At 71.2% G+C, this 12,934-nt stretch carries 11 protein-coding genes; 8 read left to right on the top strand and 3 right to left on the bottom strand.

The genetic code is table 11. The features are described from left to right. Positions 1 to 98: 98 nt before the first annotated feature. The 5 genes from AB0N02_RS38615 (at position 99) to AB0N02_RS38595 (ending at position 5,423) form a co-directional block, all read left to right on the top strand. Entirely contained in the window at positions 99 to 1,505 is a 1,407-nt protein-coding gene (locus AB0N02_RS38615) for a class II fumarate hydratase (protein WP_363957479.1), read from the top strand. A gap of 11 nt (positions 1,506 to 1,516) precedes the next feature. Beyond that, positions 1,517 to 1,903, top strand: coding sequence for a tautomerase family protein (locus AB0N02_RS38610; protein WP_363957476.1), 387 nt, complete (start codon positions 1,517 to 1,519; stop codon positions 1,901 to 1,903). Between the two features lie 67 nt (positions 1,904 to 1,970). Next, positions 1,971 to 2,534: a GyrI-like domain-containing protein gene (locus tag AB0N02_RS38605; protein ID WP_363957473.1), complete on the top strand. Its 564-nt coding sequence runs from the start codon at positions 1,971 to 1,973 to the stop codon at positions 2,532 to 2,534. Positions 2,535 to 2,656: 122 nt separating this feature from the next. Beyond that, positions 2,657 to 3,403 carry a 3-hydroxybutyrate dehydrogenase gene (locus AB0N02_RS38600; protein ID WP_363957470.1) on the top strand — a complete coding sequence of 249 codons (747 nt, stop codon included), beginning with the start codon at positions 2,657 to 2,659 and terminating at the stop codon, positions 3,401 to 3,403. 136 nt (positions 3,404 to 3,539) lie between these two features. Next, entirely contained in the window at positions 3,540 to 5,423 is a 1,884-nt protein-coding gene (locus tag AB0N02_RS38595; RefSeq protein WP_363957467.1) for a helix-turn-helix domain-containing protein, read from the top strand. A 163-nt stretch (positions 5,424 to 5,586) separates the two neighbouring features. Here AB0N02_RS38595 and AB0N02_RS38590 read toward each other — a convergent pair whose 3' ends face one another. Both AB0N02_RS38590 and AB0N02_RS38585 read right to left on the bottom strand, forming a co-directional pair. After that, a complete protein-coding gene (locus AB0N02_RS38590) occupies positions 5,587 to 7,563 on the bottom strand; it encodes a glycosyltransferase family 2 protein (protein ID WP_363957464.1) in 1,977 nt (658 codons plus the stop codon). 60 nt (positions 7,564 to 7,623) lie between these two features. Next, a complete protein-coding gene (locus tag AB0N02_RS38585; RefSeq protein WP_363957461.1) occupies positions 7,624 to 8,334 on the bottom strand; it encodes a lytic transglycosylase domain-containing protein in 711 nt (236 codons plus the stop codon). Between the two features lie 325 nt (positions 8,335 to 8,659). Between AB0N02_RS38585 and AB0N02_RS38580 the strand changes: the two genes are divergently transcribed. From AB0N02_RS38580 to AB0N02_RS38570, 3 genes are read left to right on the top strand one after another with little or no spacing between them, the layout of a single operon-like run. After that, positions 8,660 to 9,334, top strand: a complete 675-nt coding sequence (locus tag AB0N02_RS38580) for a response regulator transcription factor (RefSeq protein WP_363957458.1) — start codon at positions 8,660 to 8,662, stop codon at positions 9,332 to 9,334. After that, entirely contained in the window at positions 9,331 to 10,758 is a 1,428-nt protein-coding gene (locus AB0N02_RS38575; RefSeq protein WP_363957455.1) for a HAMP domain-containing sensor histidine kinase, read from the top strand. Before AB0N02_RS38580 ends, AB0N02_RS38575 begins: the two co-directional genes overlap by 4 nt. Positions 10,759 to 10,802: 44 nt before the next feature. Next, positions 10,803 to 11,474: a hypothetical protein gene (locus AB0N02_RS38570; RefSeq protein WP_363957452.1), complete on the top strand. Its 672-nt coding sequence runs from the start codon at positions 10,803 to 10,805 to the stop codon at positions 11,472 to 11,474. An 18-nt stretch (positions 11,475 to 11,492) separates the two neighbouring features. Here the strand turns inward: AB0N02_RS38570 and AB0N02_RS38565 are convergent, their stop codons facing one another. After that, the gene (locus tag AB0N02_RS38565; protein WP_363957449.1) at positions 11,493 to 12,839 is read right to left on the bottom strand and encodes a PhoH family protein; all 1,347 of its coding nucleotides are present in this window, start codon (positions 12,837 to 12,839) and stop codon (positions 11,493 to 11,495) included. Positions 12,840 to 12,934: the final 95 nt, after the last annotated feature.

Raw genomic sequence — 12,934 nt, 5'->3', positions numbered from 1 at the left:
GCGCGGTGGATGAGCCGTTCAGCCGGGGAAGGGGCGAGCCGGGAAAGGGATTTCCGGGGTGGATCCGGTCTTCGGGGGGCAGGACGCAGACTGGATCCATGAGCGAGTTTCGGATCGAACATGACTCGATGGGTGACGTGCGGGTTCCGGCGAGCGCCAAGTGGCGGGCGCAGACCCAGCGGGCCGTGGAGAACTTTCCCGTCTCGGGACGTGGTCTGGAGAGTCCGCACATCGCCGCGCTCGGCCTGATCAAGGCGGTCGCCGCCGAGGTCAACGCCGAGCTCGGGGTGCTCGACAAGGAGATGGCCGAGGCGATCGCCGAGGCGGCGACGGACGTGGCGGAGAACGAGTGGGACGGCGAGTTCCCCGTCGACGTCTTCCAGACCGGTTCGGGCACCTCCTCCAACATGAACGCCAACGAGGTGATCGCCACCCTCGCCGAGGGGCGCCTGGGCCGTCCCGTCCACCCCAACGACCACGTCAACGCCTCCCAGTCCTCGAACGACGTGTTCCCCACCTCCATCCACGTCGCCGCGACGACCGAGGTGACCTACCACCTGATCCCCTCCCTGAGGCACCTGGCCACCGCGCTGCGGAACAAGTCGCTGCAGTTCGAGCAGGTGGTCAAGTCCGGCCGTACGCACCTGATGGACGCGACCCCGGTGACGCTCGGCCAGGAGTTCGGCGGCTACGCGACCCAGATCGACAACGCCATCTCCCGGGTGCGCGGCGCGATCCCCCACCTGGTCCAGCTGCCGCTGGGCGGTACGGCCGTCGGGACCGGGATCAACACTCCGCCCGGCTTCGCCGCCAAGGTCATCGAGAAGCTCCGGGAGGCCACCGGACTGCCGTTCTCCGAGGCTCCCGACCACTTCGAGGCCCAGGGGGCCCGGGACGCCGTCGTGGAGCTGTCAGGCCAGCTCCGCACCGTCGCCGTGTCGCTCAACAAGATCGCGAACGATCTTCGCTGGATGGGGTCGGGGCCTCGCACGGGGCTCGGTGAGATCAACCTTCCCGACCTCCAGCCCGGGTCGTCGATCATGCCCGGCAAGGTCAACCCGGTCGTCCCCGAAGCCGTTTGCATGGTCGCGGCCCAGGTCATCGGGAACGACGCGGCCATCGCCTTCGCCGGCGCCTCGGGCAACTTCGAGCTCAACGTGACGCTGCCGGTCATCGCCCGCAACGTGCTGGAGTCCATCCGGCTGCTGGCCAACGTCTCCCGGCTGCTGGCCGACCGCTGCGTCCACGGCATCACCGCCAACACCGACCGCCTGCTGGAGTACGCCGAGTCGTCCCCGTCGATCGTCACGCCGCTCAACCGGCACGTGGGCTACGAGGAGGCCGCCAAGATCGCGAAGCAGGCCCTGACCGAGCGCAAGACCATCAGGGAGGTCGTCGTCGAACGCGGCCACATCGCCAACGGCACCCTCACCGAGGAACAGCTCGACGCCCTGCTCGACGTGCTCTCCATGACCCGGCCGCCCTCGGGAGGGACGGCCCTGTGAGAGCCTGAACCATGACGCAGATCAAGTTCTACGGTCGTCGTGAGGTCTGGGCGGACAGGCGTCAAGAGGTCTCCGACACCGTGCAGGAGTGTCTGACCGAGGTGTGGCGGCTCCCTCCCGAGAAGCGGTTCCACCGTTTCCTGCTGCTGGACGCCGAGGATCTCGTCTGCCCGCAGCGAAGCGAGCGCTACCTCATCGTGGAGATCATCTGTTTCCAGGGCCGGTCGGACCAGGCCAAGCGCGACCTGATCCGCACCCTTTTCACCAGGGCTCGGGAGCGGCTCGGCCTCGCCCCGGAGGACCTGGAAATTGTGATCATCGAATCGCCGCAGGTCAACTGGGGCATTCGCGGCCTTCCCGGCGACGAGCTCGCGTTGACCTACCCCGTCACCGTCTGACCGTCCCGGCGGCCCGCCGCCGCACCGGCCTGGACTCTCCCTCCGGGGGAGAGTCCAGGCTGGCGGCATGAAGAAGATTCACCGCGACCTCTACGCCGCCACGGCGGCCCCGGCCCTCGTCGACGTCCCCGACCTGCCCTGCCTCATGGCGGACGGCGCGAGCGCCCCCTCCGACCCGCTGTACCTGAGCACCATCGAGGGCATGTACGGCGTCGCCTACGCGATCCGCGCCGAGCTGAAGCCGATCCTGACCTACTCGGTCGCCCCCCTCGAAGGACAGTGGGACGGGGATCCCGCGGATCTGACGTCCATGCGGTGGACCTCCCTCATCCCCCAGCCGGAGCAGGTCACCCCCGAGATGGTGGAGCGGGCGGTGAACACCGTACGGAGCAGGAAACCCTCCGCTCGGGTCGACGGCGTACGGCTGGAGACGTCGGCCGAGGGCAGGTCAGCCCAGATCCTGCACACGGGCCCCTTCAGCGAGGAGCCCCCGACGGTGGAGAGGCTGATGAGGTTCGTCGCCGAGCAGGGCCTGACGGTCGCGGGAAGGCACCACGAGATCTACCTGTCGGACTGGCGGCGCACGGCGCCGGAGAAGGTTCGGACCATCATCCGCTACCCCGTCCGCTGACGCCCGCGCCGCGGATCCCCCCGCCCCGGGAACGCCGCCCCGGCCGGGGCACATAGCCCGGGGGTGGAGTGTGTCGAGGGCCGACATGGGCGGGGATTCGGGACGTTGCCTAGATTCGGACCATGAGTGACCTAGCGGGACGACGGGCCGTGGTGACCGGGGCGGGTAGTGGGATCGGGCGCGCGTGCGCGCGTCGGCTGGCCGCCGCGGGGGCGCACGTGGTGGTGGTCGACGTGGACGCCGGAGCCGCGGCCGCGGTGGCCGGGGAGGTCTCCGGGACGCCGGTGGTCGCGGACCTGTCGGCGCCGGACTTCGTGGACGCGATCCCCGCGGACGTGGACATCGTGGTGAACAACGCGGGGTTCCAGCACGTGGCGCCGATCGAGGAGTTCCCGCCGGAGGTCTTCGCCAAGATGCTCAAGGTCATGGTCGAGGCGCCGTTCCGGCTGGTCAGGGCGGTACTGCCGGGGATGTACGAGCGCGGCTGGGGACGGATCGTCAACGTCTCGTCGATCCACGGCCTCCGCGCCTCGCCGTACAAGTCCGCGTATGTCACCGCCAAGCACGCGCTCGAAGGGCTGTCGAAGGTCATCGCCCTGGAAGGGGCGGCGCACGGCGTCACCTCCAACTGCGTGAACCCCGCCTACGTCCGCACTCCCCTGGTGGACAGGCAGATCGACGACCAGGCCGCGAGCCACGGCGTCGGCAGGGACGAGGTCGTCGAGCGGATCATGCTCGCCCCCGCCGCGATCAAACGGCTGATCGAGCCGGAGGAGGTGGCCGAGCTCGTCGCCTACCTGTGCGGCCCGCACGGCTCGTTCGTCACCGGAACGTCCCTGCCCGTGGACGGGGGCTGGACGGCCCGCTGACACCACCGGACGGGCACCGGGCCACCCGGGTGGCCGCGCCCGCCGGGCGAGCCGCCAGGACCGCCGAGCGGGTCGCCGAGGCCGCCGGACGGGACACGAGCGGGACGGGCACCGCGCGAGCGGGACAATGGACGGCATGAGCGCGCGTGTCTTCCTCGAACTACTGGCCAGGGAGGCGTCGGCGGTCGAGTTCGAGGGACCCGTCCTGGCCGCTAGGAGCGCGGGGGCCGACGCGGCGGCGCTGGCCGAACTGGAGGAGGCCAAGCTCACCGCGCTGAGGGTGCGGGCGCTGCTGCGGCGCAGGGCCAAGCGTGAGGCGGAGCTGTCCGCGCTGTTCGACACCGCGAGCGACCTGGCCGGCCTACGGGACCTGGACGCCGTGCTCGAGGCCATCGTGCGCCGGGCCAGGCAGTTGCTGGGCACCGACGCCGCCTACATGACGCTGCACGACCCCGAACGGGGCGACACCTGGATGCGGGTAACCGACGGTTCGGTCTCGGCCAAGTTCAGGGCGCTCAGGCTGGCCATGGGCTCCGGTCTCGGCGGGCTGGTGGCCCAGACCGGCACGCCGTACTCGACGGCCGACTACTTCGCCGACGAGCGTTTCCGCCACAAGGCCGACATCGACGACGCCGTGCTCGAAGAGGGGCTCGTCGCCATCCTGGGGGTGCCGCTCAAGATCGGCACGCGGGTCATCGGGGTGCTGTTCGCGGCCAACCGGAGCGTACGGCCGTTCACCCAGGACGAGGTGGTGCTTCTGGGCTCGCTGGCCGCGCACGCGGCGGTGGCGATCGACAACGCCCGGCTGTTGCAGGAGACCAGGAACGCCCTGGAGGAGCTCAGCGAGGCCAACCTGCGGGTGAGCGCGCACAGCAGGGCCGTGGAGCAGGCGGCGCTCGCGCACGACAGGATGACCGGGCTGGTGCTGCGCGGCGGCGGGATCGAGGACGTCGCCGCGGTGGTGACCGAGGTGCTCGGCGGCTCGCTGGTCGTGCTGGACGACGCCGGGCGGCCGATCGCCGGGGACGCGGGCGAGCTGGAGGCCGGCCTGCCCGGGGGCGAGACGGTCGCGGCCGTGGTCGCCGAGGCGGCGCGGTCGTCCCGGGCGCTGGGCCGTACGGTCAGGAGGGGGAACCTGCTCGTCGCGTCCGTGGACGTGGGGGCCGAGCCGCTGTGCACGCTCGTGCTGCGGGCCGAGGATCGGGTCGCGGACACCGACCAGCGCATCCTCGAACGGGCCGCGCTCGTCACCGCGCTGCTGATGCTGTTCCGCCGTACGGTCGCCGAGGCGGAGGGGCGCGTCAGGGGCGAGCTGCTGGACGACCTGATCTCCCGCCCCGCCCTGGACGGCCTGGCCGAGCGGGCCCGGCGGGTCGGGGTCGACCTGGAGGCGGGCCACGTCGTGGTCGTCGCCCGGCACGAGGGCGGACGGGAGCGCGCCGGGTTCTGGGCCTCCTCCCAGGCCGCGCTGCACCACGGTCTCGCCGCCCAGCGCGGGGACGAGGTGGTGCTGCTGCTGCCCGGCGACGAGCCGGGCAGGCTCGCCGGACGGGTGGCCTCCGAGTTGAGCGCCTCCCTCGGCCGTCCCGCGACCGCGGGCGCCTGCGGTCCGGTGCGCGGCCCGGCCGAGGTCGCGGCGGCCCACCGGGAGGCGCGGCGCTGCGCCGACGCGCTGGTGACCCTGGGCAGGGCGGGAGAGGGCGCGAGCGCCGCCGAGCTGGGGTTCGTCGGACTGCTCGTCGGCGACGGGCGCGACATCGGGACGTTCCTCGACTCGGTGCTCGGGCCGGTGCTCGACTACGACGCCCGGAGGGGGACCTCGCTGGTGCGCACGCTCACCGCCTACTTCGGAACCGGCGGCTCGCTCTCCCGTACGGCCGAGGCCCTCCACATCCACGTCAACACCGTCACGCAGCGCCTTGAACGGGTCGCACAGCTCCTCGGCGCCGGTTGGCAGGCACCGGACAGGGCTCTGGAGGTTCAGCTCGCCCTGCGGCTCCACAGGCTCGGCGGCCGGTAACCCCGCCAACCTCCACCGGCCCCTGCCGGCCCCCGCCAACCCCGCCTCCCGGACCGGACCGGCGCGCCCCCGCGCCGGACCGCCCGTGAGAGGCGGCGAGGCCCCGCGCCGAAGCACCTCTCGGAACCGGCGGAGCCCGCGGGTGACGATCCGCCCGCGGGCCTCAGTCCGGCAGATAACGCCGCTGCGCGCTCCTGGCGACCCGGACCGCCCTGCGGATCCCCGGGATCCGCAACGCGACGCGTTTGAGCAGCGGGTAACGGAGCACGGACCGTCTGGCGGCGGCGGAGGCGTGGACCTCGACCCGCCCGCCGAAGCTCATTCCGATCTTGAAGCGGAGCCCGACCTCCCGGTCCTCGACCCGCAAGAACGGCCGCCAGTCGCCCGGCGCGAGGAAGCCCTCGCGGTAGATCCTCCGGGTCGGGACCTTGGCCACCAGCCGCCCCGCGAGCTGCCCCGGCACGCCCGGCTCGACCAGCGCGGGCGCGCAGATCTCGTGCTCCCCGCGCGCCGCCCTGCGCAGCACCAGCTCGGCGGTCGGCCCGCCGCTCGGCGGCACGTACGGCACCGGCACGACGACGAAGACGTGGTCGCGCTGCGGGGTGACCGTCGCCCCCGGGGAGACCAGCACGATCGACTCGGCGAACGAACGGGGTTCGACGCAGACGCCCAGCTCCCCCTGGTCGGACCACCAGGGGATGACCAGGCGGCCGGAGTGGTTGGCCAGCGTTCCCGTGCAGTTCAGCGGGGTCCCGGTGACCCGGGCGCGGGCCTGGTGGGCTCCGCCGTACATGCGCACGTGGATCTCCCACAGGCCCGAGGGCAGCGGGCGGCCGAGCGCGGCGGTCGCCGCGTCGAGCCTGGCCCGGCCGGTGACCTGGAGCCTGATCCCGTTGCGGTGCCGGCTGCGCGTCATCGAGCAGGTCACCGGCAGGAAGTAGATGTGCCCGGTCTCCTCGTGCCTGATGTAGACCTCGAACCTGGCCCGGGAGGCGGCGTGGGTGACGTCGGCCTGCTCCGGCGGGAGGGCGAGCCCGTCGAGGGGGATCGGAGGCTCCCAGATCAGGCCGTCCTCGCCGTAGGGGACGAAGCGCACCGGATCGCCCCCCGCGCGGACGATCTCCACGCTGAGCCCCATGGTGAACGCGCCGTCCTCCCAGAGGACCTCGTTGAGCTCGGCCCGCAGGCGGGTGCCGCGCATGACCTGTGCGAGCACGATGAGCTGGTCGAGCCTGCCCGCGCGCAGCAGCGCCGCGCGCACGCGCAGGTGGACGGGCAGGTAGCGGTCGAGGTGCGGGGGGAAGCGCTGGACGACCAGCTCGCGCAGGGTCGTGAAGGTGGCCGCCCTGTCCCTGGAGGACAGCACGAACGCTCTTCCCGCGAAGCGCCGCAGTACGGCGGCGCGGAACCAGTGCGCGTAGATCCGGTCGCGCAGGAGCCCGGGAGGCACCTCGTAGTCGACGACGTCGAGGAGCTCGCGTAACTCGGCGCCGTGGACGTAGGGGTCGCCCGGCGGCTCCGAGCGCTCCCCGAGGTGACAGCAGACGTGGTCGGCGAGGACGGCGATGCCCTTGGCCCTCAGGTAGGCGCGCGTCACGAAGGTCTGCTCGGCCAGGATTCCGCCGGGGTCGGTGAAGGCCAGCGCCTCGGCGTCCAGGAACGCCCTGCGGTAGAGCTTGTGCGGGGTCGGCAGGGTGAGCAGCCGGTCCCGGAGGAGGCCGGCGCGGTCCCGGTTGCGGTCGAAGACCTTGGAGGGCGGCGACTGGCCGTCGACCAGCCGCCCGATGAGGATGTCGGCGTCGGTCTCGACGGCGCGCGCGTACATCCGCTCCAGGGCGGCCCGCTCCAGGCGGTCGGTCTGGTCGAGCAGGTACACGTACTCGCCCCTGGCGACCGCCATCGCGACGTTGCGGCCGCGCATCGGCGAGCCGGTCCGCCCGATGTGGAGGACACGCACGTTGGACCGGAGGGCGGCGACGGCGTCGAGACGCAGCTGGATCCCGTCGTCCGATCCGTCGTCGGCGAAGATGACCTCGTATTCCTCCGGGGCCATCGACTGCTCCAGCACCGAACGGATACACGCGTCGGCCGTGTCACCGGGGTTGTGAACCGGTACCACGACACTGACCTTCACATCCATACGGCCAAGCGTGCGATGTTCCCGCCCCGGAGGCGGCGGGACTTGCCGACTCTTGGAGTCTCAGTACCAGCCCGTGGCCTGGGAATGGCTCCAAGCACCACAAGGCGTGCCGTAACGCCCCTTGATGTATCCGAGGCCCCATTCGATCTGGGTGGCCGCGCTGGTCTGCCAGTCGGCGCCCGCGCTGGCCATCTTGTGCCCGGGGAGCGACTGCGGGATGCCGTAGGCGCCGCTGTAGCGGTTCATCGCCCGCTCGTTCCAGCCGCTCTCCTTCGTCCAGAGCTTCTCCAGGCAGCCCCACTGGTCGCCCCAGCCACGGGCCTCCAGCATCTGCTTGCCGACGGCCTTGTTGCCCGTCGGGTTGGAGGTCCCCGGCGGGAGCTGCTTGGGGTCGAAGCCGCCGCCGCCCGGCGCCTCCTTGGGGATCTCGATGGGGTCGAGCGGGTCGCGGTCCTCGCGCGCGGCCTCCAGCCGGTCGGCCTTGATGGCCTGGGCCGCCTGGGCCTTCAGGATGTCGTCCTTGGGGTCCTGCCCGAACGGGTCTCCGCCGCCGAACATGTTCGCCATGTCGTTCAGGGAGAGCGCGGACGACGATGGCGGCGCGGAGGCGTTCTGGATCGCGGTGTGGACGGTGAAGCCTCCGCCGCCCACGACGATGACGGCTGTCGTGCCGAGGATGATGGCGCGCTTGGGGGTCAGCCATCTCTTCGCCTTGGCCGCCTCGGGCTGCCGGGCCGTACGACGGGGGCGGGGAGCCGAACGCTCCTTCAAGTCTGGCGATCCTGAACTCACGACCTATGAGCTTGCCGTGGACAGGGGGGTGGTCCGCAACCTGAACGAGAGACTTCGTCGGCGGTCGGCGGGGCGTCCGTCGGTCTTTTCGCGACCTACTGCCTGGTTACATGGTCTTTCCTGAGCTTTGGCGGGTGGATGTGACTTTAATCACATTTTTTCGATGCGACCCGTTCCGCCGTGCCCCTGTGCCGGAGGAGGAGTCCGTGCCAGCCTCGCAGAACAGCGTCCTGATCTCGCGCAGCCCACGTCACAGTTTCGTGACGTGGCGGGCGCTATCGGGCATTGCAACAATAATGACCGCGTGGCTGGCATCCTTCTCGTCGAAGACGACCCCTCGGTCCGCACCGGGCTTGAGCTGGCATTGAGTCGTCAGGGGCACACCGTGACCTCCTACGGCAGCGGTGAGGAGGCGCTCGACCACATCCGGTCACGGCGCCCGGAGATCGTCGTCCTGGACGTCATGCTGCCCGGAATCGACGGGGTCGAGGTGTGCCGCCGCATCAGGAAGCTGGACCAGCTCCCGGTGATCCTCCTGACGGCCAGGGGTGACGACCTCGACGTGGTCGTGGGGCTGGAGGCCGGGGCCGACGACTACGTGATCAAGCCGGTCGAGCCCCGCGTGCTGGACGCCAGGATCCGCGCGGTCCTGCGCCGGGTCGAGTCGGTGGCCTCCGACCGCATCACCTTCGGCGACCTGGTCGTCGACCGGGGGGCGCTCAAGGTCTCGCTGGCCGGCCGGGAGGTCCACCTGACCCCGACCGAGCTGCGGCTGCTGCTCGAACTGGTCCGCCACCCCGGCCAGGTCCTCAACCGCAGATACCTGCTGCGGGCCGTGTGGGACCACACCCACGTCGCAGACTCCCGGCTGGTCGACGCCTGCGTCCAGCGGGTCCGCGCCAAGATCGAGGCGGTGCCCGCCGAGCCCGAGTTCATCCACACGGTGCGCGGCTTCGGCTACCGGTTCAACCCGCCGTGAGACGGATCTACACCGGCCTGCGCGGACGCCTGGTCATCACCATCACCCTGATCGCGGTCTCGGCCTCCGCGCTGGTCGCGGGCATCGGCTACGAGCTCGTCAAAACCCGCGTGATCTCACGGGCCGAGCAGGTGGCCGTGAACGACGTGCGCGACACCCTGGAGGGCATCAAGGTGCCCATCGACGCGGTCTGGCTGGGAGAGAGGCCACCGACCGACACCGAGATCGGCGGGCTGCAGAAGAGCCTGCGCAGGCCGAACGGGATGGTGGTCGTCCGCTACAAGGACCGCGTCGCCCCCTACGCGGACTACACCTACCCCGACGGCAACTTCGGCATGGGCGACGTCCCCGCCGACCTCGTCGCCGGGGCCGACCACCGGATGGCGATCAAACGCCAGCGGATCAACGGGCGGATGTGGCTGATCATCGGCACCCCGGTGTGGCGGATCGAGCCGATCCACACGGCCCAGCCGACCGGCATGACCGTCTTCGTGTTCACCCCCCTGTCCGACGAGGAGCAGCTCCTGAACGACCTGCGCCAGCCGCTGGCGGCGGCGGGGGTCGCGATGCTGTTCATCGCGCTCACGGTGGCGCTGCTGTCGGCCAGGAGTGTGCTGCTCCCGGTCAGGAGGCTCGGCTCGGCGGCCCGCGCGCTCGGCGCCGGTCACCTGGACACCCGTCTGCCCGTGCACGGCCAGGACGAGCTGGCCGAGCTGACCGCGACGTTCAACGACACGGCCGCCGCCCTGGAGCGGAGCGTGTCCGAGCTGCGCGCGCTGGAGGCGATGTCCCGGCGTTTCGTGGCCGACGTGTCCCACGAGCTGAGGACCCCGCTGACCGCGATGACCGCGGTGACCGACATGCTCTCCGAGGAGGCCGACCGGCTGCCCGAGGAGCCGGCGGCGGCCGTACGGCTGGTGCTGCGGGAGATCGGACGGTTGCGGACCCTGGTCGAGCAGCTCATCGAGGCGAGCCGGTTCGACTCGGGTACGGCTACGCTGCACCTGGACACCGTGAACGTCGCCGACGCGATCTGCGACTGCCTGGAGGTGCGGGGCTGGCTGGACCGGGTGCGGGTGAACGTGCCGCAGGGACTCGCCTTCTGCCTCGACCCCCGGCGCTTCGACGTGATCCTGGCGAACCTGGTGGGCAACGCCCTGCGCCACGGCGAGCCCCCCGTCGTGGTGACGGCCCGCAGCACGCCCAACGGGCTGGAGGTGAAGGTGCGCGACCACGGCAAGGGCATTCCGCCGTCTGATCTGCCCCATGTGTTCAACCGCTTCTACAAGGCCGGGGCCAGGGGGGACGGCAGCGGTCTCGGCCTGTCCATCGCGCGGGCCAACGCCCACCTGCACGGCGGCACGATCTCGGTGCGCACGCAGGATCCCGGGACGCTCTTCACGGTCTGGCTGCCCCCGGCATGAGACGGCACACGGGGCGCGGCACGGCTCGGAACACGGACGGGAACATGGCTCAGGGCACAGGACGGGGCGGTACGGGACGGGACGCCGCCCGGAACACGGGACAGAACGCCGGACGGAGCGCGGGACGGCGAAGCACGGGACGGGGTACGGCGCGGCGGAGCGCGGCACGGGCCACGAGACGGTTCGCGTGCCTGCTCGCGATCGTCCTGACGGCCGGCGCGTGCGGGATCGACCCGACCGAGGTGCGGGATCTGGCCCGCCCCCCGGTGATCAGCTACAGCCCCACGTGGGTGACGATCTACCTGCTCCGCGACGGCCGCCTGGTGCCCAAGAAGATCCCGGTGAGCTCCGACTCCGCGAAGAACATCATCGACACCCTGTTCAGGGAGGGCAAGCTGCCGAGGGAGGGCCTGACCAGCGCGCTCAACGACTTCAGCCACCACGGCACCGAGACCACCAGGTACCACGACGACAACCAGCGCAACGACCCCTCGGGCAACCTCGGCTACCGGCTGAGCGTGATCGTCACGGGCGGGGGCGAGATGTCCAGGAAGGGACTCGCCCAGATCACCTGCACCATCCGGCAGAACAAGCAGGAGAGCATCTGGAGCGTCGAGGTGACCCGGCTGTTCCCCGGAAAGCCGGAGACGTGGGGGGAGCACACCTGCTTCGAGTACCGCGACCTCGCGGCCAAAGGAGTGCGGCTCCCCCCGTGATCACACTCGGCCTCGCGGCTACAGCGTGACGTCCTCCAGCATCTCGGTGACCAGCGCGGCGATCGGCGAGCGCTCGGAGCGGGTCAGCGTGACATGGGCGAACAGCGGATGGCCCTTGAGCTTCTCCACCACCGCGACCACGCCGTCGTGCCTGCCGACCCGCAGGTTGTCGCGCTGGGCGATGTCGTGGGTGAGCACGACCCTGGAGTTGGCGCCGATCCGGCTCAGCACGGTGAGCAGCACCCCGCGCTCCAGCGACTGCGCCTCGTCCACGATCACGAAGGCGTCGTGCAGGGAGCGTCCGCGGATGTGGGTGAGCGGGAGCACCTCGAGCATGCCCCGGTCGATGACCTCCTCGATCACCTCGGGCGTGGTGATCGCGCCCAGGGTGTCGTAGACGGCCTGGGCCCACGGGCCCATCTTCTCGTTCTCCGAGCCGGGCAGGTAGCCCAAGTCCTGGCCGCCGACGGCGTACAGCGGGCGGAAGACGATGACCTTGCGGTGCTGGCGGCGCTCCAGGACCGCCTCAAGGCCCGCGCAGAGGGCCAGCGCGGACTTGCCGGTGCCCGCCCTGCCGCCCATCGAGACGATGCCGACCTCGGGGTCCATCAGCAGGTCGAGCGCGATGCGCTGCTCGGCCGAGCGTCCATGCAGGCCGAAGATCTCCCGGTCGCCGCGCACCAGGCGCACCGACTTGTCCGGCAGCACCCGGCCCAGCGCCGAGCCCCGGCTGGACAGCAGCCGCAGACCGGTGTGGGTCGGCAGGTCACGGGCCTCGGGAAGCTCGACGGTGCCGTGCTCGAAGAGCGTCTCGACGTCCTCGGTGGTCACCTGGAGCTCGGCCATACCCGTCCAGCCCGACTCGACGGGGGCCAGTTCGGCGCGGTACTCCTCCGCGGCCAGGCCGATCGACGCGGCCTTGATCCGCATCGGCAGATCCTTGGAGACCAGCACCACGTCGTGTCCCTCGGCGGCGAGCGTGCGCGCCACGGTCAGGATGCGGGTGTCGTTGTCGCCAAGCCTGAAGCCGACGGGAAGGATCGACGGATCGCTGTGGTTGAGCTCCACCCGGATGCTGCCCTCGCCGATCGGCATGGGCTCGTCCAGCCGCCCATGTGTCACCCTCAGGTCGTCGAGGGACCTCAGCGCCTTACGCGCGAAGTATCCGAGCTCTGGATGATGGCGTTTGCCCTCCAACTCGGTGATGACGACGATCGGGAGGACCACCTCGTGCTCGGCGAAGCGACTGATCGCCGCCGGATCCGCCAGAAGGACCGAGGTGTCCAGGACGTACGTACGCCGATTGGTGACCGGCGACGTGGGTGAGGACGAAGGGTTTGCCACGCGTTCTCCCCCGGGCGCCATTGGGGGCGCCCTGCCATGAGCTGGGATGCGGACCGGACCCGGGACCACGCTCTCGGCTCGCCGAGGAGGCACCGGTGACCGGCCCTCCTTGGCAG

This window comes from Streptosporangium sp. NPDC051022 (assembly GCF_040683035.1).
GTDB lineage: Bacteria > Actinomycetota > Actinomycetes > Streptosporangiales > Streptosporangiaceae > Streptosporangium.
The sequence above is the reverse complement of the archived record's forward strand: the minus strand, read 5'-3'. Positions and strand labels throughout refer to the sequence as shown.